The organism is Paenibacillus sp. HB172176 (assembly GCF_011947265.1).
Lineage (GTDB): Bacteria > Bacillota > Bacilli > Paenibacillales > Paenibacillaceae > Pristimantibacillus.
This window is the reverse complement of the sequence record NZ_JAATHD010000013.1, coordinates 147,661-166,728: the sequence shown is the minus strand read 5'-3', so window position 1 is coordinate 166,728 and position 19,068 is coordinate 147,661. Positions and strand designations below refer to the sequence as shown.

19 protein-coding genes are annotated in these 19,068 nt (G+C 51.4%); 6 read left to right on the top strand and 13 right to left on the bottom strand.

Annotated features, from left to right (window positions below; translation table 11 throughout):
* Nucleotides 1-259 precede the first annotated feature (259 nt).
* A complete protein-coding gene (locus tag HFP08_RS17350; protein ID WP_168121862.1) occupies nt 260-2,125 on the top strand; it encodes a leucine-rich repeat domain-containing protein in 1,866 nt (621 codons plus the stop codon).
* A gap of 71 nt (nt 2,126-2,196) precedes the next feature.
* Here HFP08_RS17350 and HFP08_RS17345 read toward each other — a convergent pair whose 3' ends face one another.
* Nucleotides 2,197-3,774 carry a sensor histidine kinase gene (locus HFP08_RS17345; protein ID WP_168121861.1) on the bottom strand — a complete coding sequence of 526 codons (1,578 nt, stop codon included), beginning with the start codon at nt 3,772-3,774 and terminating at the stop codon, nt 2,197-2,199.
* Nucleotides 3,767-4,450 carry a response regulator transcription factor gene (locus HFP08_RS17340; protein ID WP_168121860.1) on the bottom strand — a complete coding sequence of 228 codons (684 nt, stop codon included), beginning with the start codon at nt 4,448-4,450 and terminating at the stop codon, nt 3,767-3,769. Before HFP08_RS17340 ends, HFP08_RS17345 begins: the two co-directional genes overlap by 8 nt.
* Nucleotides 4,451-4,677: 227 nt before the next feature.
* Between HFP08_RS17340 and HFP08_RS17335 the strand changes: the two genes are divergently transcribed.
* Nucleotides 4,678-5,805, top strand: a complete 1,128-nt coding sequence (locus HFP08_RS17335) for a glycosyltransferase family A protein (RefSeq protein ID WP_206109274.1) — start codon at nt 4,678-4,680, stop codon at nt 5,803-5,805.
* Complete coding sequence (locus HFP08_RS17330) at nt 5,802-6,449, top strand: glycerol-3-phosphate acyltransferase (RefSeq protein WP_346768744.1); 648 nt, start codon at nt 5,802-5,804, stop codon at nt 6,447-6,449. Before HFP08_RS17335 ends, HFP08_RS17330 begins: the two co-directional genes overlap by 4 nt.
* 27 nt (nt 6,450-6,476) lie before the next feature.
* On the opposite strand, the gene HFP08_RS17325 is transcribed toward HFP08_RS17330, so the two are convergent.
* Together HFP08_RS17325 and HFP08_RS17320 are read right to left on the bottom strand one after the other, a co-directional pair.
* A complete protein-coding gene (locus HFP08_RS17325; protein WP_168121859.1) occupies nt 6,477-7,790 on the bottom strand; it encodes an extracellular solute-binding protein in 1,314 nt (437 codons plus the stop codon).
* 135 nt (nt 7,791-7,925) lie between these two features.
* Nucleotides 7,926-8,786: an alpha/beta hydrolase gene (locus tag HFP08_RS17320; protein WP_168121858.1), complete on the bottom strand. Its 861-nt coding sequence runs from the start codon at nt 8,784-8,786 to the stop codon at nt 7,926-7,928.
* 192 nt (nt 8,787-8,978) lie between these two features.
* Between HFP08_RS17320 and HFP08_RS17315 the strand changes: the two genes are divergently transcribed.
* Both HFP08_RS17315 and HFP08_RS17310 read left to right on the top strand, forming a co-directional pair.
* Nucleotides 8,979-9,248, top strand: coding sequence for an AbrB/MazE/SpoVT family DNA-binding domain-containing protein (locus HFP08_RS17315; RefSeq protein WP_346768743.1), 270 nt, complete (start codon nt 8,979-8,981; stop codon nt 9,246-9,248).
* The gene (locus HFP08_RS17310; RefSeq protein ID WP_168121856.1) at nt 9,245-9,580 is read left to right on the top strand and encodes a type II toxin-antitoxin system PemK/MazF family toxin; all 336 of its coding nucleotides are present in this window, start codon (nt 9,245-9,247) and stop codon (nt 9,578-9,580) included. Before HFP08_RS17315 ends, HFP08_RS17310 begins: the two co-directional genes overlap by 4 nt.
* Here the strand turns inward: HFP08_RS17310 and HFP08_RS17305 are convergent.
* The 4 genes from HFP08_RS17305 to HFP08_RS17290 all read right to left on the bottom strand — a co-directional run bounded on the left by HFP08_RS17305 (nt 9,537) and on the right by HFP08_RS17290 (nt 14,031).
* Nucleotides 9,537-10,451 (bottom strand): glycosyl hydrolase 53 family protein, encoded by a 915-nt coding sequence (locus tag HFP08_RS17305; RefSeq protein ID WP_168121855.1) that lies wholly within the window; start codon nt 10,449-10,451, stop codon nt 9,537-9,539. The two genes, HFP08_RS17310 and HFP08_RS17305, sit on opposite strands and share 44 nt — an antisense overlap.
* 143 nt (nt 10,452-10,594) lie before the next feature.
* Nucleotides 10,595-11,596: an ABC transporter substrate-binding protein gene (locus HFP08_RS17300; protein WP_168121854.1), complete on the bottom strand. Its 1,002-nt coding sequence runs from the start codon at nt 11,594-11,596 to the stop codon at nt 10,595-10,597.
* Between the two features lie 259 nt (nt 11,597-11,855).
* Nucleotides 11,856-13,364 carry a helix-turn-helix domain-containing protein gene (locus tag HFP08_RS17295; RefSeq protein ID WP_168121853.1) on the bottom strand — a complete coding sequence of 503 codons (1,509 nt, stop codon included), beginning with the start codon at nt 13,362-13,364 and terminating at the stop codon, nt 11,856-11,858.
* 10 nt (nt 13,365-13,374) lie between these two features.
* The gene (locus tag HFP08_RS17290) at nt 13,375-14,031 is read right to left on the bottom strand and encodes a rhamnogalacturonan acetylesterase (RefSeq protein WP_240941526.1); all 657 of its coding nucleotides are present in this window, start codon (nt 14,029-14,031) and stop codon (nt 13,375-13,377) included.
* Nucleotides 14,032-14,193: 162 nt separating this feature from the next.
* Between HFP08_RS17290 and HFP08_RS17285 the strand changes: the two genes are divergently transcribed.
* Nucleotides 14,194-15,615 (top strand): MATE family efflux transporter, encoded by a 1,422-nt coding sequence (locus tag HFP08_RS17285; RefSeq protein ID WP_240941524.1) that lies wholly within the window; start codon nt 14,194-14,196, stop codon nt 15,613-15,615.
* A gap of 267 nt (nt 15,616-15,882) precedes the next feature.
* Here the strand turns inward: HFP08_RS17285 and HFP08_RS17280 are convergent, their stop codons facing one another.
* The 5 genes from HFP08_RS17280 to HFP08_RS17260 all read right to left on the bottom strand — a co-directional run bounded on the left by HFP08_RS17280 (nt 15,883) and on the right by HFP08_RS17260 (nt 19,054).
* Entirely contained in the window at nt 15,883-16,284 is a 402-nt protein-coding gene (locus HFP08_RS17280; RefSeq protein ID WP_168121852.1) for a hypothetical protein, read from the bottom strand.
* 2 nt (nt 16,285-16,286) lie between these two features.
* Complete coding sequence (locus tag HFP08_RS17275) at nt 16,287-16,595, bottom strand: heparinase II/III domain-containing protein (RefSeq protein ID WP_168121851.1); 309 nt, start codon at nt 16,593-16,595, stop codon at nt 16,287-16,289.
* 335 nt (nt 16,596-16,930) lie between these two features.
* Nucleotides 16,931-17,104: a hypothetical protein gene (locus tag HFP08_RS17270; protein WP_168121850.1), complete on the bottom strand. Its 174-nt coding sequence runs from the start codon at nt 17,102-17,104 to the stop codon at nt 16,931-16,933.
* 483 nt (nt 17,105-17,587) lie between these two features.
* Nucleotides 17,588-18,841: an FAD-dependent oxidoreductase gene (locus HFP08_RS17265; RefSeq protein WP_168121849.1), complete on the bottom strand. Its 1,254-nt coding sequence runs from the start codon at nt 18,839-18,841 to the stop codon at nt 17,588-17,590.
* Between the two features lie 105 nt (nt 18,842-18,946).
* A complete protein-coding gene (locus HFP08_RS17260; protein WP_240941532.1) occupies nt 18,947-19,054 on the bottom strand; it encodes a helix-turn-helix domain-containing protein in 108 nt (35 codons plus the stop codon).
* Nucleotides 19,055-19,068 lie beyond the last annotated feature (14 nt).

Genomic DNA, 19,068 nt, shown 5'->3' with positions numbered 1-19,068 from the left:
TCCGGCGTAGGAACCGTAAGGATATCACAGATTCGCTTGATTGGGTTGTTTTACCATGTGTCCATTTTTTGACGAGAACTTTTCACTGTCCAGTCTATATGAAGTCAGGCTGTGTTATACTTTAGTTGATTTCCGCTAGTGGAGATGGCCCCTAGACCCGTTCAAAAACGGTCAATTCTCTTTAGAGCGGCTTGTTACCAACTCCAGGCTGCTGCGTATAAGAGGAGAACTTTATTTTTACAAAAGCGGGAGGTGTCCAGTGGCATTTATTCAACTGAAATGCCCAAATTGCAATGGAAAGATAGAGCCAAAAGGGAAACGGCTGTTCAAATGTCCGTTCTGTGAGACAGAACTGTTGCTCCAGGAGAATAACGTATACCATGTAGATCAGTCGGTTCACCATTATCACGGGACAGCTGTTCCAACCAGCCCCCCCAGGCTGAAACCGAAACGGAAAGGCTTGCTAGCGGGTTTGCTGGTTCTGGCTCTTACCGTTTATTTTATATGGATTTTCGCCAGTCAGGGAAGTGGAGGAGGCGCAAGCGAGCCCCATGTCGTGCGGACAGAGCCGGAAAGCGAAGTTTTGCAGCTCTTCCTGAGAGACATCTTTGATAAGACGGAGGCTGCGCCGTCGTTGGAGGAACTTGGCAGCATCCGTTTTTTATCCGTGGATAAAGTGGATGACCGATGGAGGTTCAGGTACAGCTTCGACGATCCGTTCACAAACGAGCTGCCGGAATGGAAAGAATATGTCGTGACAGACAAAGTGCTGAATACCCAGCGAATTGAACAGAAGGACTTCGAGGCGTTTTCGGGTCTGACTGGGCTGGACTTAAATGGGGAGTATGAAATAACCCAGACGAGAGACATGAGCTTCAGTCATATGAAGAATATGAAAAGTTATTCGTCCGGCTTCAACGAATCCTTCCATATGTTCGCCTCTTATTTCGGCGACAAAAGCCGCATTCAGCAATTAACAACTCAGATACGCAGTAATGACGAAATGGCGCGATTGCTTGAATTTCCTAATCTGCAGAATTTAAGCATCACGTATGTTGATGAATCGGTTACCGACTTTCAATTATTGCAGCAGCTGCCGCTACGTTCACTTTCGGTTACAACGGTAGACGATTTGGGCTGGTTGTCCACGCTTCCTTCTCTGGAATCGTTAAGCATCGGCGCCAGTGAAGCGACCGACTTCAGCAGTCTGTATGCGCTCAGCCAAATGCGAGAGTTAACGTTTGACGGCGTGCGGAATTTGAGGACGCTCGACTTTGTAGCCAGCATGCCTAAGCTGCATGCTCTGGATGTCAATCAGGTCAGCCTTGTTAGTCTGGAGCCATTGCGGAACAGAACGTCACTTACCAAGCTAAGGCTTGCGGATGCGGGAGCGCAGGAGACGCTGCAAGTAATCAACAGCCTGAGTTCGTTGTCTTCGCTTGCCATCTCCGGTTACTATAGCACGGCGCCAGCGCTCAACCTTCCCCGTGTAACGGAAGCGGTGCTGCCCTCCTCCTTCGTGCCGCTCCTTCATGCGCCCGCTGTCCGTAACCTAACCGTTACTCTCAACAGCGACGGGATCAGCGGCGGCGATTTAATACGGTTCCCGCAGCTATCTGAGCTTTCATTGCTGGAGTCAGGCAGCTTTTCTCAGGTGAAGGAATTGAATCGGCTGCCGAAGCTGCGAATATTGAACGCCAGCGAGACGTCCTTTTACGGGGAGACTCGGGAACTGTTTCAACTATTGAACGTAACAGCACTTGAATGTTTGGAGTGCACGTTACAGGTGGAGGGAGAGGCTGCTTTTGATAACGGCACACTGGAGCAGTTGAATCTAAATAACTCGTATTTCTTGCTCGATAACAGTCATGTTGAGGATTTGGAACGGATAACCCCCTACTTGGAAGGATTAACGGGGCTACGTTCCTTTACCTTGCAGAACAGTTCCATCCAAACGCTTGATTTCATCAAAGGCTGGACACAGCTGGAGATACTGCACGTAGAAAATAATGCGATATCCAATCTGAACCCGCTAGGTGAGATTTCTTCTTTAAGAAAGGTCTACATTACGGGAAATCCGGTTCAGAACAGAACTATGTTTGGCGACCGAATTGCAGTCTATTAGGCTGTGCAAGTCACAAAATGCCGGAGATCATCGCACGCCCGCATGAATCCCAAAGAATGCAGATAAACGCCCTATGATTGAAAGGGCAATAACAAGGTGAACGTCGTCCCTTCCGGCGAAGAGCGATTCAAGTAGAGATTGCCGCGCTGCGCCTTGGCCAGCATCAAGGAGTACGGCAGGCCCAGGCCGAGTCCGCGCGTGGCATATCGCTTCTTCTCGCCCCGATAGAAGCGTTCGAAGATATACGGGATGTCTTCTTGCGGTATGCCTCCGCCGCTGTCGCAGATGTCGATGCCAGCGAAGCCTTCTCCATGATTATAGAGAACGACCTCCAGCCTTCTGCGCTCCTCTTTCTGCATCGCATGATAAGCGTTATTCATCAGATTGACCAAAATTTGCTGCGTGCGCATGGCGTCCCCCGTTACAATCAAGGATTCGCCCTTTACCGACACGACGACCTCCAGCTTCAAGTGATCTTCATCCGCCATCTTCCATTGATGCACCACTTCGCTGACGAATACCAGCAGATCGATGCGTTCCGAACGCACCGTCAACGCGCCCGTCGCGAAGCCGTTAAAATCGAGCAAATCCTCGACCATCCGCTCCAGCCTCTCCGTCTCTTGAATGGAAAGCCTGAGAAATTCGTCCCGCTCCTCATTCTGAACCAGATCATCCCGAACTGCCTGTATAAGTCCGCTGACGGAAGCAATCGGCGTCTTCAGTTCATGCGTCACCCCTGCGAACAGCAAGGTTCTCAGATGCTCCATATGCTTGAGCCGCTCCGCCATGGTGCCGATGGAGTCCATCATGTCATACAGCTCTTTCTCCTTCATATCCGCCGCCTTGACCTCGACATCATAGTTGCCGTCCTTTAGCGCATTCGCAGTCTCCGCTACGATAACTAACGGTCGCACCATTCGTTTTGTGAGGAAATAAATCGTTCCCCAACCGAGCAATAGCATACCAAGCAGCAAGGAGAGAAGGAATGAATAATTGAACTTCACCTGGGATGCCATGCTGTCCGTAATGGCAAGCAGGATCTCGCCCTTAAACTGTCCATTGTCATACAAAGGCATTAGCACGCAATGAATATCGCCATATCCCGCTACATGTTCGTTGAATGCTTGCAGCTCGTTTGCTATCGGCATTGGCTTTAATAGATTCAACAGAATAGGGCCGATCGGAGGCAAATCTCCGCTAAGCCTGGGAAGCTGCGATTCACCTTGAGGCTGATCCGCCCCGCCGACGGCTTGGGACTGCCCTCTTCCCTCGGATTGACCTGCCTCGCCGACTCCCCGAGACTGCCTCCCTCCCTGCAAAGGACCTCCTAACGGAAACACCTGGTTTCGCTGATTGTCCATGACAATGGTAAAGACCTGCGCATCCATATCCAGAACGCGCAAGATTCGCTTGGAGGTCTGGTCGATCATGCGATCGCCGATCATCTGCCCATTCTCCGTGAACATTTGAGCGGCAAGCTCCTGCGCCACGATTTTCACGTTCTCCAGATTTTGCTCCTTGGTCGTATGCCTTACCCAAAGCAGCGCGATCAGCGCGATAATAATAACGCCCACAAGCAAATTCAGGAAATAGGCGCGGGTCCAGTGATAGAATAGTCCGATTCTCTCTTGCTTCTTCCCCTTATTCATAGACAATGAACTGATAGCCAATGCGATGCATAGTCTTGATCTCTCCCTCCGAGCTCTTCCAATTCTCAAGAGCGCCGCGAATGCGCTTGATCGCCAAATCCACAGCTCGGTCACTCCCCTCGTAGTCGATTCCCCATACCTGCTCAATGAGCTGCTCCCTTGAGAAAACCTGCTTCGGCCGTTCCGCCAGCACCAGGAATACGGCTAAATCTCTCGGGCTGAGGAAGATTTCCGCTCCGTTCAAATAAATCTGATGAGACTGGAAGTCCACCTTCAAAGAGCCGTAATAACGGACATGCTCCTTCTCGAGCATGGCGGAGGTGCGCCGAAGCACAGCCTTGATTCTCGCGACGACCTCTTCGCCGACGAAGGGCTTCGTAATATAATCATCCGCGCCGTCGCCAAGTCCTTGAAGCTTCTGTTCGGTCTTCGTCAAAGAGGTTAACAGAATAACCGGACAGGAATGGCGTTGTCGTATACTCTGCAGCACCTCCCAGCCGTTCATGCCGGGCAGCATAATATCCAGCAGCACAAGCGCCGGCTGAAAGCTTTCGAACGCTTCCAGCGCCTGAAGACCATCATGCACGACAAGCGTCTCATAGCCTTCCTTCCGAATATACAGATTGAGCACTCTGGCGATATTCACTTCATCCTCGACAATCAATATGCGTTTCATCGTCTGCCTCTTTTCGATTTTTATCATGTACATGCAGCTCCGCGGGCCGCATGTTGTCCTATTTAAATATCATCGACATAATACCTTTTTATATTAGAACATGAATATGTCGAGAGGATGTCGATACTTGTCCGTTTGCAGCGTTGGGAATTTGTCCACCTGCGAATACATATATATAAATGACATGAGATGAGAGTATGACTTGTCCACAGATCAAGCAAGGAGTGATGAGCGTGGGAATTGCTGAGCTTGTGCTGGCTGTTGTGTTCGCTTTTTTGTGCCTGTGCGGATTTGTCCTGTTCCGAAATAATAGCTTGGAAATAAGCGAAGCAACTGACGCGATGCCAGCGCGCCGCCCTCCCACAGTGACCGTCCTGATTCCTGCCCGCAATGAAGAGGCCAATCTGCCCCATCTGCTGCATTCTCTTCGCCTGCAAACGCTGGAGCCGCTCGAAGTCATTGTCATCGATGATTGCTCCGAGGATCGTACGAGGGAAATTGCCGAGAGCTTCGGGGCGACCGTCGTCGAGGGAAGCCCTCCGCCGCCGGAATGGACAGGCAAGAACTGGGCCATCTGGACCGGGTACGCCTATTCCAAAGGAGAGGTGCTGGTGTTCCTCGATGCGGATATCCGCCTTGCCCCTCAGGCGCTCTCTTCCTTGCTTCACGCCAGAAAGCGGACGGGAGGCGTCATCTCAGTCGTCCCTTTCCATACAGCGGAGAAGCTGTATGAGAAGCTCGCGATGATTACCAATCTATTGGGCGTATTCGCCTTCACCTCGCCCTTCGAGCGGAGCAATCCCCGCAAGGGACTCTATGGGGCTTGCATTGTCGCCTCTCGAGAGGATTACGACCGCGTGAACGGACATGCCGGCATCCGCTCGGAGGTGCTCGACGACCTGTTTCTTGGATCAGCCTTTATGGACGCCGGCATTCCTGTCAACAACTATCTCGGAGCAGGTCTGGTATCGTTTCGCATGTATCCTCATGGCATTCGCAGCGAGCTGGAGGGCTTCAGCAAAGGCGCCGTACTCAGCACCGCGACGCTTAGCCCCTGGACGATTCTCCCAACCGCATTATGGACGATCGGGCTGCTCGCGTCATGCGCCATGCCCTTCTTCATTGGGAGCTCTTACGCATGGCCGCTGCTCTTCGGCTATCTGCTGTATATGCTGCAAATCACATATTTCAACCGGCGATCGGGCGCGTTCGGCTTGCTTATGCCGGCGCTGCATATGCTGTCCTCGCTGTTTTTTGTCCTCATTATGCTCCTGTCTCTCTATCAGGTTGTCGTGCTTCGCAAGGTGGTATGGAAAGGACGGCAGATTGAGGTGAAGGGAAGGGCGCGCCCATGATGAACGCAATGGGTTACGGACCTGGAATCGGCATGGCGGTTGTTGTGGCTCTCTGCGGCTTTCTCTCCGGGTCGCTTATGTTCTCTTACCTGCTGGGAAGACTGGCGAAGAAGCGAATCACGGAGGTTGGAGACGGCAATCCCGGCGCCATCAATCTATGGAAATCGTCAGGATTCAAGCTGGGGCTCGCGGGGATTGCGCTGGATTTCCTGAAAGGCTTCTTGCCCGTACTCTGGGCCGTGAGCATGCTGGACGGGAACGCGCTGATTGGAGCCGCCCTCGCGCCCATTCTCGGGCATGCCTTCTCGCCCTTCCTGAGAGGGAAGGGCGGCAAAGCAATCGCCGTCACTTTCGGCGTCTGGAGCGCGTTGACGAGGTTCGAGGCCGCGCTTGCTTATGCGGTTATGATGGCCATCCTGCTGTTCGTCGTTCGGACATGGAGCAAGGGCAAGCTGGCGCGCACCGCCGCCGACGGACTGCAGGTGCTGGCCGGCATGCTTATGCTGGGCTGCTACTTGGTTCTGCGCGGCTTTCCTCCAGCCATCCTCTGGATTTGGGCAGGCAATCTCGCGGTGCTTGGCTACAAGCATCGCGCAGAGCTGGCGGCGATGAAGCGCCTCATGGCCCGGGAGTCCGGCAGGTAAGGTCTCATCCGAGCGAGCCTCACCCCCTCACCCCGTCCCCTCGTCCGCTGCCGCGAGCAGCCTCTGCAGCGAGCTCTGCGTCGCCGCCAGCGCTTCGTCGACGGTCAGCTTTCCTATTAACGCATCTTCGAAATAAGATGAACGTCGTTTGCGGATTTCATCCGCAAGCTCTTCCGGCATCTCCCGGAAGGCCGTCTCCTTGCCCGTTCTCGCCTTCAAGAGGTAGAAGGGCGCCAGCGACAATCCGGCTTCGTCTTGCTCCTGCTTCCATACAGGAAGCAGACCGTTCGACGCGCCATGCTTCAAAACCGATTCCTTGCCGTTGATTGCATCGATTAATTGCCACGCCGCATTCGCATGCGCTGAATCTTTATTAATGGAGAAGATGTACCAAGGTGTAAGCTCCCCTGCTTGACGATTGCCCTCGGCCACCGGCTGCGTGACAAATCCCCATTGAAAGCTCACCTTCCTGTTCTCAAGCTTCTGCACCGCGTCATACCCACCCATTACCATGCCAATGTCACCGTGCAGGAATATATCCACAAGATCAGCGGAAGGCTGGCGCTCCAGCGCTTCTCCCAAGTAGAGAGCTCCCTTCCGCATAGCCTCGATAGCCGATTCATAGATCGATTTCCACTCGGCTGAATTCGCAGCGGCCGCTCTTCTGCTCCCATCCATATAGCTGAGGCCCTCTGCAGCCGCCATCTGATCGACAAACTTAAGGGGATCCCCCTGTATTCCGGCGTAATAGCCGTAAGCGCGATTATCGTCAACCTCTTCCAAGGTGAAGAGCTCCGCCATGTCCATAATTTCATCCCAGCTCATCTGATCCGACGGCAGCTGAATATGATGCGCCTGGAACAGGTCGGCATTATAGAGCAGGACGTTGCTCTGGAAGTAAGGAGACAGACCTTCCAGCGTTCCGTTGCCGCGCTGCTTGATCGATTCTTCGACCGCTGGATTCCGTTCAGCGGCAGAATAATCTCCCTTCTCCATATAAGTATTCATATTCAAAAAATGGCTCTTCCCAGCCAGTAAACCGTAAGAAAGAGAATCACTGATGACAATATCCGGCTGCTCTGTCAGAAACCGCTGCTCCAGTTCCCCGTACCAGTCAACGCTGTCCGCCGGCATGTCTACATATTCCAGACTCACCTCCGGATGCTTGTTCAAGTAGCTTCCAAGCCCTATATAATCCAATTCGGACTGATCGTAGAGCGATAATATCTTCAATGTCACCTCCTCGGCTTCTTCCAAGCTCGAGATACATCCCGGCAGCGATGTAAGCAGCATCGCCATTAGCAATACGATTCCACCCCATCTTCCTAAGTGTTGCAGCATATGCGTCGATCACCCTTCCTATTGGATGTAGTTGTACATTTTACCAATTAATGAAGGTCGGAGCCATGATCTATATGACTCAATACATGATCTAATCATATAGAAAGCCCGGCATCTCTGCCGGGCCGGATAAAACTAAAAAGCGACTTCCTTATTGCATTTCTCGAGCACGCCCTTCACAAACGAGACAATTTCGCCTTCCTTCGGAGGATCGTCCTTATGCCTCAGCTCGCACGGAATGCCGAAGGACTTGTACTTCTGCTGCAAGGCGTAGCCATGAGCCGGGTGATGAATGACCTCGCCGACTTCCGCGTCGGCAGGGATTCGGGGACCGTCGAGCGAGTAAGCGTAAGTTAGAAAAGCCGGCGGCGCGGAAGCCGTCAGATGATTAATAGCCGACGCCTCATAAGCCGTTGCCAGGTTTTCGGGAAGATAGAGCTCCTCATCGGACTCCAGTCCGTAGAACATCGCTAACCTCGGCTGGATATGCGGTCCCTCGTAGATGCCTTCGTAGAATCGCTGATCCTTCGAGGCCTGCGTTCCGAACCCGACAAAGCCGCAGACAGCCGAGGAAAATCGTTCAATCCCATCCTCGCTCTCCGGCCTGGACAAATCCCCCTTGAGCGCATTCCAGAGCGCCAGATGTCCGCCTGCTGATGAGCCCATCGTAACGATGCGATTCTCATCCAGCTTCCACTCCTTCGCCATCGAACGAACGAATTGAATCGCTCTTGTGCCATCCTCCATAGGCGCGGGATACGAATATTCGGTTATAAATCTGTAGTTGCTCGAAACGACCGATATGCCCGCATCCAGCAGATCCTGCAGCAAGGGATTTTCCGCGAACAACGTCTTATCGCCATGCACATAGCCTCCTCCGTGGAAGAAGATGACGACCGGAGCTGCTCCTTCGCCATGCGCAGTTTGATACAAATCCAGCTTATTTCGTTCGTAAGGGCCGTATGTTACATCCTTCAAATTCGCTTCCAGGGTCATGATAGACAACCTCTCTTTGCTACATTTAGTTATATAATATGTTCCCATATTTTAAACGTTTGGTCCAGTCGGTCGAATCGTTCGTGGCAACTTTATGGTATTGATTGAATCATTTTTGTATATCATATGTATATACTTCATAAAGGCGGTGAGATATAATTGGACCAAAGAAAAGGAAAGGATATGATACTGATGACAACTGCAACGCTTAGCAAATGGGGTAACAGCAGTGCTATCCGCATTCCGAATCAATTACTCAAGCGTCTTAACCTGGAAGAAGGTGCGGAACTGCAAATCATCGTCACACAAGAAAACGATCTTCTGCTTCGTCCCGTAATAAAGCCGCTGGAATCGAATGAAGAACTTCGAGCCCACTTGAAAATGCTTCTCTCAAAAGTGAAGCCAGCTTCACCGCGTCATGAAGAGATCGATCTCGGAATTGAAGGAGACGAGCTGATTTGACCATTCCAGAACGCGGTGATCTAGTGTGGCTTGACTTTGACCCACAGGCAGGACATGAACAAGCCGGCAGACGTCCCGCCATCGTATTATCTGAAGCAGATTTTAATGATTTGACTGGTTTTGCTTTCGTTTGCCCGATTACGAAACAAGTAAAGGAGTATCCTTTTGAGGTTGCTCTTCCGGAGGGACTCCCCTTTACCGGCGTCGTCCTTACAGATCAGTTGAAAAGCCTGGATGTGAAAAATTGCAAAATGAAAATCATGGCCAACGTCAATGTGGAAACAGAATTTATGAAATCTGTACTTCGCAATACTCGGTCAATTTTGGCGTGAGAATTCCCCTGTCAAATGGATAATGCACCACCTGATCCTTTGAACCGCTAACAACAGAAATATTCAGCGTATTCGTGCCCGAAACAAAATAAGAAGCTGGAATATTCCATGAATAGTATTTGTTATTCCCGCGATAAGTGCCAATCGTCACGTTCCTCGAATCCGGCTGCAATGAAGGAGACACATCTTTGATGGCCGCATAGGAGGCATTGATCAGCTTCGCGAAGCCTTCCCGGCCGGACGACCAAATCTTCCCGTCATCCCACACAATGCCCTTTTCCTCATTGCCCATTTTAACAAAATCCGGCATAACGCCGGCATCATCCATGCTCTTCAGAAAATCGTAGGTATAGTTGTACATCGTCGTTTGCAATTGGTCGAGATTTTGATCCTCCCACGCCTGTGGCTTGTAAGCCTTGCCAGCACTCATCCAATAATCGCTGTAATGAAAGGAAGCATCGAACTTCATGTTGTGCGCCTTGGCCCGCTTAGCTAACGCAATGGTATGCTCCTTGTCGAAATAGCCCGCCAGCACCGCATAGCTGTTCCCATCGGGATATTCGACCGGATTGCCGCCTTCGACGAAAATCATGGACAAGACCGCATTGACGCCGCGATTCTGCATAATATCGAAGAAATCCTGACGCACACCATTCGCATAATAATGGCCGTTATACGCCTCAACTAACGGCAAGAAAGAGATATCCACACCTTTAATAACCGTGTCATCCAGCTCGAATAAATCGACACTATCCAATGTTGCGTTTACGCTTCCCGTATTTTCAAAATAAAGAGTGCCTGAGTCCTCGCTTGCTCCTGTTTTGAAGCCTACAGTGAGCAGGGAATAATCCATCGTGGCAGACTGCTCCATCCTCCTCAAATCCGGGATTTGAAAGTAAACCCCCTCCCTCTGCCGCAGCAGCGATAGTTTCGGCGATTGGCCCTTTAGACAAAAGAAAGCCTATAAGCAGCAGTCTGGTCCATAAGTCCTTTCATCCTAGTTCCTACACAGCATTAATCGTTTGACTTGTCACGATCCGGCAGAAGGTGGTCGAGAATGATGTCGAGTTGGCCCTCCCAAGAATAGGGATCGCTGAACGTAAAGATATTGTAATCCACTGTGAATGCCCGCCCTTCCTTAACCGCAGGCAACCCCTTCCAGATTGAACTGTCATACACGGTGTCAGCTCCTGCCGCGTCCCCGAGCCATGGCGCAGTAATGATATAATCCCCGGCCAATTCCGGCATACTCTCCAAGCTTACCAAGGAAAAGCCCTTTCCTTCTTCGAACGTTTGTGCAGCTTTATCGGGCATCTTCAGCCCAAAATCGCCATACAATATCTCCGTGCCCCGTCCATATCCTTCTCTGAATATATATACTCCCTTGGCGGATGGATACATGATCGAGAACGTCCGATCTTTAACCGCTGCTTCAACTTGAGGCTTTATTGCATTGATTTTGTTATTCCATTGTTCAAGCCAAGCACTGGCTTGCGCCTCCCGATTGGTCAACTTACCCAAGTCAACCAGCACTTTTTTATTATCCTCCGTAGCATCAAACGTGACGACAGGAGCTATCTTCTCTAACTCGTCTACATTTTTCACAACGGTAAGAGCAATGATCAAATCGGGTTTTAGCGCCAAAACCTGTTCAATTGATGGTTCCAATGCCGCATTGGCCCCTAAGTTAGCAACGCCTTCCAAACCGTCTTTCAAATATGGATTTCCCAGCGTAAACTCTGGAACACCTACAGGGGTGACGCCAAGAGCGAGCAAGTATCCTGCATAGTTTGGCGCTAGCGTCACAATCCGCTGGGGGTCCGCCGGCACTTCTATGGAGCCGTTCGCCGCTTCGAACGTTTTGGTTTGCGGATCGAGTATGCTTGTGTCCGCAGTTGGCGCAACGCCGCCGCTTGTCTCGGCAGGTTCTGTATCATTCGAACATGCGCCAAGTACCAATATGGCAGTCATTAGCGCCATCAATAACAAGCCATATATTCGCCATCTTTTCTTCATTCCGATTTCTCCTTTGACCTCTCAAAATTGATAATGATTATTATTATCACAATTGAGTATAGCGTCATTTTCTTTCTCTGTATATGAATCAATCGGACAAGTATTATATGCATTTCGGACATCGCTTTCGACGCTCTATCCCCACAAGTATATTTACAGCTTGATTCAGAATCATTTCATGATTATGGGCAGTGTATTCAAACCAAGGACCTAATAAAATAGAGTGGACATTATTCTCCCGTACAGCTTTCGATTGATTTCAGCATTCCGAGCGTTGCAATTCTTTCCATGTCAATTGTGAAACATGATCTTCGGAGAGCAGCATTACCATATGATCGGCTTCACTTAATTGTAGGTTTTCCGGATTTATTCGCTCGAACAAGGGATCCATGAAAGTCTTTAGATGACGAGCCGGCTCAAAGGGAAAGATGTTCCTAGCCATTTCGCCTCCCCCTGCCTTCCATTCGTAGCAATAGAGACGGTCGATCATGATGATTTGCAACTTTTCGTTTCTTATCAAGCGATTCCAGGTTACACAGACTTTGTCGGCTTTGCTATCGTAAACCGCAAGCCAATCCTCCGCTTCTTGTGTCTTATGCAGGAAGGAGGCTGTCATCCGTAAATGCTCTCGCCAATTTTCAGTTCGCCAGGGAATAATTAACGCTGGCGCAATTTCCTCCAATTGTTTCTGAAAGTCGGCGGATCCGAAAGCGTCAATTGCGAGGATGCGATCAGGCTTCGCGGCCGCAAGTGTTTGACGATTGAATTCGTGCTGATGATGAAGAGGATATACCACTTCCGTATGATACTTTCTGCGGTAGGCATCCGTCCAACTCTGATCAATCGGCGCAGAAAAGGGGATAATGCCGAGAGGAAGCAGTTGGCCAATGTTTGGATAACTGTACGCAGCGACTTTCAATTGCAAATTCTTTAGATAAGATGCGGGCGAAATGCCCATCCGGTTTTTAAATACCCGCCTAAAATAACTCTCCTCCTTGTAGCCCACTTGAACGGCAACCTTCGACACCGGTTGTTTAGCTGCTGCCATAAGCCTTTTTGCATGCGATATCCGTAAATCGGACACGTAATCACTTGCACTTACACCAAATTTCGTTTTGAATGCTCGCCTGAAATGGCGTGGACTGACACCCGCTCTATCGGCCAGTTGCTCCATTGACAGGTTCTCATGATAATGCAGGTCCAAATAGAGTCTGACTTGCTCAAATGCTTCATCCACCCCCTGAGCCAGTGCCTCTTCGAATGGATATAGCGCCTGATAGACAATCTCTTGAAAGGCGGCTTGACTATGAAACCTTTGCTTCTTAGAAGAATGATTCCAATAGAAATAAGCCTTCTCGCATAAGCTTAGCAAATCGGCTGTGGAAGCTTCGGGAACAACACTTGCAGTTTGCCTGTTTTCTATCTTGTGGAGTAATGCATCTTTTATGAATGAACGGCCTTGCATTTCGAAGAACAGTGCATAACCATCTCCGGCGCCTTTCGCGGTGTCCCCGATAAAGGCAATTCGCTGTCCCGGCACACCTACGAAAATCGTACCATTCTTAAGCAAATGCAAGCGGTTGTCCACCGTAAATTTCCATTCTTCCCGATTAACCACGATAAGCAGGTAGGAATTTATTTCGTTCGATACCCGCCATTTCGGATTCTCACTCGCTTCGCTTATCCGCATGACATCGCGTAGTTTGATCCATAATTCCTCGAAGTCTGCTTCATGATATAATGGGGGCAGCGCATGTTCTTCTGTCACGGGTTCACCTTCATTCGACCATTCCTTGCCCGATCAATGCCTCCGCCACCATCCGCGCGACAGCCTCCGCGCCCCTCTCGTTCAAATGCGTATTATCCTGAACGCCCTCCGGATAGTTCGGATGCTCGCCAGGCTCTAGCCAAGTCAGCCAAGCTCTCGACCGCTCATCTCCCATTTCCTTGAACGCCGCCGCGCTTCGACCGTTCAAATCGACGAACGGCACGCCTTCGCGAACCGCCAAGGCTTCCATCGAGCGGGGATAGTCGCCATGCGTTTGAATCAGCAATCCGTCCCGGTCGAAATGCCTGCGGCATAAGGAAGAGATAAGCACCGGACGCCCGCCAATCGCTCTTGCTCTATCGATGTATTGTTGCAGATAAGCCGGGTAGCTGCTCCACGGACTGGTATGCCGCTCCTCGTCGTCCTTGCTGTCGTTATGGCCGAACTGAATGAGCAGCAGATCTCCCTCCTTCATCGTCTCCATGATTCCGTCCAATCTTCCTTCGTCGATAAAGCTCTTGGAGCTTCTTCCGTTTGCCGCGTGATTCGATATCCGGAACATGTCCCCAACGAACAGATGAAGCTTGTTCCCCCACCCTTGCATCGGCGCCGCTTCCGATCCGTAATTCGCCACTGTCGAATCTCCCGCCATATAAATAACCGTCACTTTTATTCCCCCTAACTTGAGTATATATCTAGAACGATACCAAAAAATCGAAGTGGTTACACCTGCAAATTTGGCGCTTCCGCCCGCCCCTCATATTTACAGATGCCAAAGTCCGCATTCTGTGCTACGATACGATTGATTTGCATCTGAGGGAAGGCGACGGTGAACGAATTGAAAGACAACATAGATCAGGCCTCTGTTTCACTCACAACAAAGGAGCTTAAGCTCTTCTACTTGACGTGGCCAATCTTCCTGGAAATTGCTCTATTCATGTGCATGGGCATTGCGGATACCTTCATGCTTAGCGCGATCTCGGATAATGCGGTATCCGGCGTCGGCGCGTCGAATCAATATTTGACCATTGCGCTGCTCTTGCTCGAGGTGATCGGCAACGGCGCTTCGATCGTGGTGGCGCAATATATCGGCTCGCGCAAATTTTTCGAGGCGGCGAAGATATCGGCACTGTCCGTCACGATGAATCTCCTGGTCGGCTTGATGATCAGCGCAGGCTTTGTCCTGTTCAACTCTTATCTTCTTCAATCGCTTAATCTTCACGGCGAGGTCTATGCGTATGCGCAGAGCTATCTGCGAATCGTGGGCGGCGGCATCTTCCTGCAGGCCATTATTAACTCGTTATCGGCTATCATCCGGGTGCACGGCTTCACGAAGGAAGCGATGCTGGTGTCGCTCGGCATGAATGTCATTCATATCGCGGGCAATTACGCCCTGATCTTCGGACACTTCGGCATGCCCGCTATGGGCGTCGAAGGCGCGGCGATTTCGACCATTTTCAGCCGCTTGCTTGCCGTGGTTGTATTCTTCTGGCTGCTGTATCGCATCATGGAGGTCAGAATTGCCTTCCGGTATTACTTGACCCTGTCGAGAGAGTACATTGGCAAAATATTAAAAATCGGCATCCCCTCGGCGCTTGAGCAGGTCATGTATCAGAGCTGTCAGATCGTGTTCCTGCTCTATGCCACCTATCTTGGCGATGCCGCTCTCGCGGCGAAGCAGTACGCCTCCAACATCTCGATGTTCATCTATCTGTTCGCGTTCGCGGTAGGGATGGGCACATCGATTATGGTGGGGAGATTCGTCGGCGAGGGACGGCCGGACTCGGCTTATCGGCGAGTATGGCTAAGCGTTCGCTCGGCCAGCATCGCGACGATGATTGTCGTGCTGCTCGTCATCCTGTTGCGCGAGCGAATTGTCGGCCTCTTCACCGATGACGCGGAGATTCTGAGGCTTTGCACGCAGGTGCTGCTCTACAGCATTGTGCTCGAGACCGGACGAACAATCAACATCGTCATCGTCAACTCGCTTCGCGCATCCGGGGATGCGAAGTATCCGCTGTGGATCGGCATGATTACGATGATGGGCATGAGCTTGCCGCTCGGCTACCTGTTTGTGTTTCAGCTCGGCTTGGGGCTACCCGGTATTTGGCTGGCCATCGCCGCGGACGAATGGATTCGCGCGATTATCTTCACCTTCCGGTGGCGCAGCCGCGCTTGGGAGAAGCATGCTCTGGTCGGCCCGAACGCCTCTGGCGAGCTGCCTGCGGAGCCTGTCACTGTGCAGGTGTGACAAGGGGTCTCATTGTCTCGACAGGATCTTAACAGAGAATAAACTGGAATTTCTCCTGTATATTATCCCACATCCGGCTTCAGCGCCCATTATATTGGAATTCCTCCAGTATATTTCACCTCTCATCGCGAAAATGGGCCTACACGCCGCATTAAACGGGAGTTATTCCAGCATAATCCTTCATTTTAACCAAACCAGGAAAATATACGGGACAAATTCCAGCTCAGCTCCTCCCGTCACTCTCAAAAAAACGCCTCACTCACCGCTTTACAGCGGTAAGCGAGGCGTTTTGCTTATACGAACGCTTAGCTTGTTCGAGCGAGAGGCGGACACTGTTCTGAGCTGCAATCGGTAAAGGCACTCTCGCTCCCAATCCTTCTGAATCTTGGGATCCGTTAACTCGATCGTTTGAACCTCCGCTTCGAACATCTGCTCATCATAGGCCAGAATCACATCGGTTCCTTCACCGCCTTCGAACACGATCCTCCCTGGCGTTTTAAGATCAAATCCTTGAGCCGTCATGAAATTCAAGTGGATCGAACGAGAAGGTTCCTCCAGCGTGTATTCATCCGTCACCGTAATTTCCGCCTTGTCCTTCCTGCGCAATCGAATGGTTCTCTCCCACTTCTCGACACCCGCTTCCTCAGGGTAGGCTCCGGCCAAATCCATGGTTAGTCCGACCTCTTCCTCCGAAGCTTCATAACGAACGCTCGCTTCCTGATAGTCTCTTCCTTCTGCATAAATCCGTTAATCTCTGGCAGGTTGTGATAGGAAGACTGCATTGTCCAGATCTCATAGCGGGCAGCGCTGAACGTTTTCGCGGTATAGAATTCCACGCCCGGATTGATCAGGATCGGCATTCCGTCGCAATAGACGATAAAGCTGCCGATGTCATTGTGATTGTGGCTCTCGGCATTATGACCGCCCTTGCAAGCCAGGAAGAAGCCTTCTTCGCTCGCGGGATTTTCTCTGGCAGCCATGAACTGCAGGCCGTCCAGCCACACATCGCCTGCCGTTGGCGGCTGCTTGCCCTTTTCTCAACGCCTGAGTCCAACAAGATTTCTTGAAGCTCCCTGTAGAGCATCCAATGATTGATGTCCTTGTAATCCCGCTTCGCCAGCATAGCCGAGCCGAATGCCTTCAATCCGGCATCCTTGATCCTCCTGCCATAGCGGCGAATCAGGTCGTAAGAGGCGTCCACCCTCGTTCCCCCATCGGCGAAATTGACATAATAAGGTCCAGCTATATGCGCATATAGCGTCCGATGTTGCGGACAAGAGGTTCCTCGAATACGCTGAACCTTCCCCCGGTGGCTTCATACACCAGCTCCAGGCAGTCGAACAATGAGGCTCCCGCCGCATTCCAGTAATGGGGGACCCTCGTTCCAGCCTCCGTCCGGGGTATAACCGCTCAGATAATTGTCGAGCGCCTTCAGGCATTTGACAACCCCTTGGCTTCTGCGTTCCTCGTCCTCCTCCAATAGCAGCAATACCGTCAGAACATGCTGAATCTACCATTGCGGCAGATTTGCGACTGCACCTGCTGATGCGGCTGCACCTACTGGTGCAGCTACGACTGCCCTGCCCCTGCGACTGCTGTAACGGACATTTTGTCTCCTTAGGCTGACTTTTCCAGTCTCTTTTTGCTCTAACGGACATTTTGTCTCCTTAGCGGCTGAATTAGGCACATGCTCAGCCCATTTAGCCCGCTAAGCGGATCAAATGTCCGTTAAAAATCTGAGCAAGCTGAAACGAGCTTCTAAAGGTCGCAAATGTCCTTTACAACTGCACGCCGGAAAAACGCCTCCAAAACCGCATCATGGAACGCGGCCTTGGAGGCGTCTTTACACGTTATTCATAATATTCAGTCAGCGAAGCCATCAGCGTTTCCGCTCTCGCCAACCCGGAAGTTCTCGCAGTTCTCGCAGAGTTCACTATTCTCATCACTCTCGCCATTCTCGCAAACTCATACCTTACTTCTTAAACACTACATTCTGCTCGCGCAAATTCTCATGCAGCGCATTTATAGAGATGTTGGAGATTGTGCAAGCATCGTCCATGGCGAGCGACGCCGCGATGCCCGCCGCTTGACCGAGCGCGTAGCAGGTCGGCTGCACGCGCATCGAGGACATCGCCACATGCGTCGCCGAGATGGAGCGGCCCGCCACGAGGAAATTGTCGAGCTCCTCAGTCAGCATGCAGCGATACGGAATATCGTAGCCGCTGACATGGCGCTCGTCGGTGCCCTTCTTGCCGTCCGGGCTGTGAATGTCGATCTCGTAATTCGTCTGGGCGACCACATCCGCGAATCGCTTACCTTCGAGAATATCCATTTCAGTTAGTGTATATTGTCCGTGAATCTGATTCGTTTCGCGCACGCCGACCTGATTCGGAATATGCGACAGCACATAGTTCTCGAAGCCGTTGCGCTGCAAATAATTCGCGACCGAGAACGCTTGGCGAAGCGACTCCGTCTCCGCATAGTTGATGTCCGCGATCTTCGCGCCGTTCCCCTTGACGCGCGTCATGTTGACGAGCAGCGTGCCGTCGCCGTTGCGCTCCCAATAGAGATGCCGGCCTTGCGGCAGATCATCCTTCGTCTCGTAACGGTAGCAGCCCTCCGGCAGCGCCTGCTCCACAGGCTTGCCCGTATTCTGCATCATGAACATAAGCGTCATCGGCTGCGTCAAGCCATCCTCGTCGCGGCCGGTCGAGTAAGGAATGCCCGCGTCAATCGCCGCTCTCGCATCGCCCGTGCAATCGATGAATTGCTTGCCCTCGAAGGCGAATATGCCCTCCCGCGTGGAGACGATAACCGCTTTGATCTTCCGGTCCTCTCGAACCGCGCTGATGAATTCGGCGTGATAGATCACCTCCACGCCCTCCTTCTTCATCTTCTCATTCAGATAATAGCGAAGATGGAACGGCGAATATTGCGGTGCGATCGATTCATCATGCACATCGGGCAAATATTGCTCCAGCACCTCCGCAATCAGCTCGCGGTAGATGCCTGTCACGTTGCCGATCGGCATGAAGATGCTAACGTTGCCGAGCGTTCCCATGCCGCCAAGCTGCGCCGATTTCTCCAGCAAGATAACCTTTTTCCCTTTTCTAGAAGCGCTGATCGCGGCCGCCGTGCCAGCCGGACCGCCGCCTATGACAATGACATCCGCAGATGCATACGTTTTCACTTGTTTCTTCAGTTCGTAGGTTGTTTCGTTACCCATGCTTCTTATTCCCTCCCAGGCACCAAGGTGCGTTTCCTTCATTATAAGGAACCGAGGAGGTGAATTCTTTGTCAAAATGTATTTATCTGTTATCAAAACGTCTTCTCAATTCATCTTGCGAAAGTGGGATGGAGGCTGACCGAAATGCTGCTTGAACATCTTCGAGAAGTGGTGAACGCTTGAGAAGCCGTAACGAAACGCAATGTCCTTCATCGGCAAATCGCTTG

Excerpts from the sequence above, each read along its gene's own strand:
- HFP08_RS17325 (WP_168121859.1), bottom strand. The coding sequence starts at position 7,790 with ATGCTGCAACACTTAGGAAGATGGGGTGGAATCGTATTGCTAATGGCG.
- HFP08_RS17300 (WP_168121854.1), bottom strand. The coding sequence starts at position 11,596 with ATGAAGAAAAGATGGCGAATATATGGCTTGTTATTGATGGCGCTAATG.
- HFP08_RS17330 (WP_346768744.1), top strand. The coding sequence starts at position 5,802 with ATGATGAACGCAATGGGTTACGGACCTGGAATCGGCATGGCGGTTGTT.
- HFP08_RS17275 (WP_168121851.1), bottom strand. The coding sequence starts at position 16,595 with ATGGCTGCCAGAGAAAATCCCGCGAGCGAAGAAGGCTTCTTCCTGGCT.
- HFP08_RS17335 (WP_206109274.1), top strand. The coding sequence starts at position 4,678 with ATGAGCGTGGGAATTGCTGAGCTTGTGCTGGCTGTTGTGTTCGCTTTT.
- HFP08_RS17305 (WP_168121855.1), bottom strand. The coding sequence starts at position 10,451 with ATGGAGCAGTCTGCCACGATGGATTATTCCCTGCTCACTGTAGGCTTC.
- HFP08_RS17315 (WP_346768743.1), top strand. The coding sequence starts at position 8,979 with ATGACAACTGCAACGCTTAGCAAATGGGGTAACAGCAGTGCTATCCGC.
- HFP08_RS17260 (WP_240941532.1), bottom strand. The coding sequence starts at position 19,054 with ATGAAGGACATTGCGTTTCGTTACGGCTTCTCAAGCGTTCACCACTTC.
- HFP08_RS17320 (WP_168121858.1), bottom strand. The coding sequence starts at position 8,786 with ATGACCCTGGAAGCGAATTTGAAGGATGTAACATACGGCCCTTACGAA.
- HFP08_RS17265 (WP_168121849.1), bottom strand. The coding sequence starts at position 18,841 with ATGGGTAACGAAACAACCTACGAACTGAAGAAACAAGTGAAAACGTAT.
- HFP08_RS17345 (WP_168121861.1), bottom strand. The coding sequence starts at position 3,774 with ATGAATAAGGGGAAGAAGCAAGAGAGAATCGGACTATTCTATCACTGG.
- HFP08_RS17340 (WP_168121860.1), bottom strand. The coding sequence starts at position 4,450 with ATGAAACGCATATTGATTGTCGAGGATGAAGTGAATATCGCCAGAGTG.
- HFP08_RS17280 (WP_168121852.1), bottom strand. The coding sequence starts at position 16,284 with ATGGATTTGGCCGGAGCCTACCCTGAGGAAGCGGGTGTCGAGAAGTGG.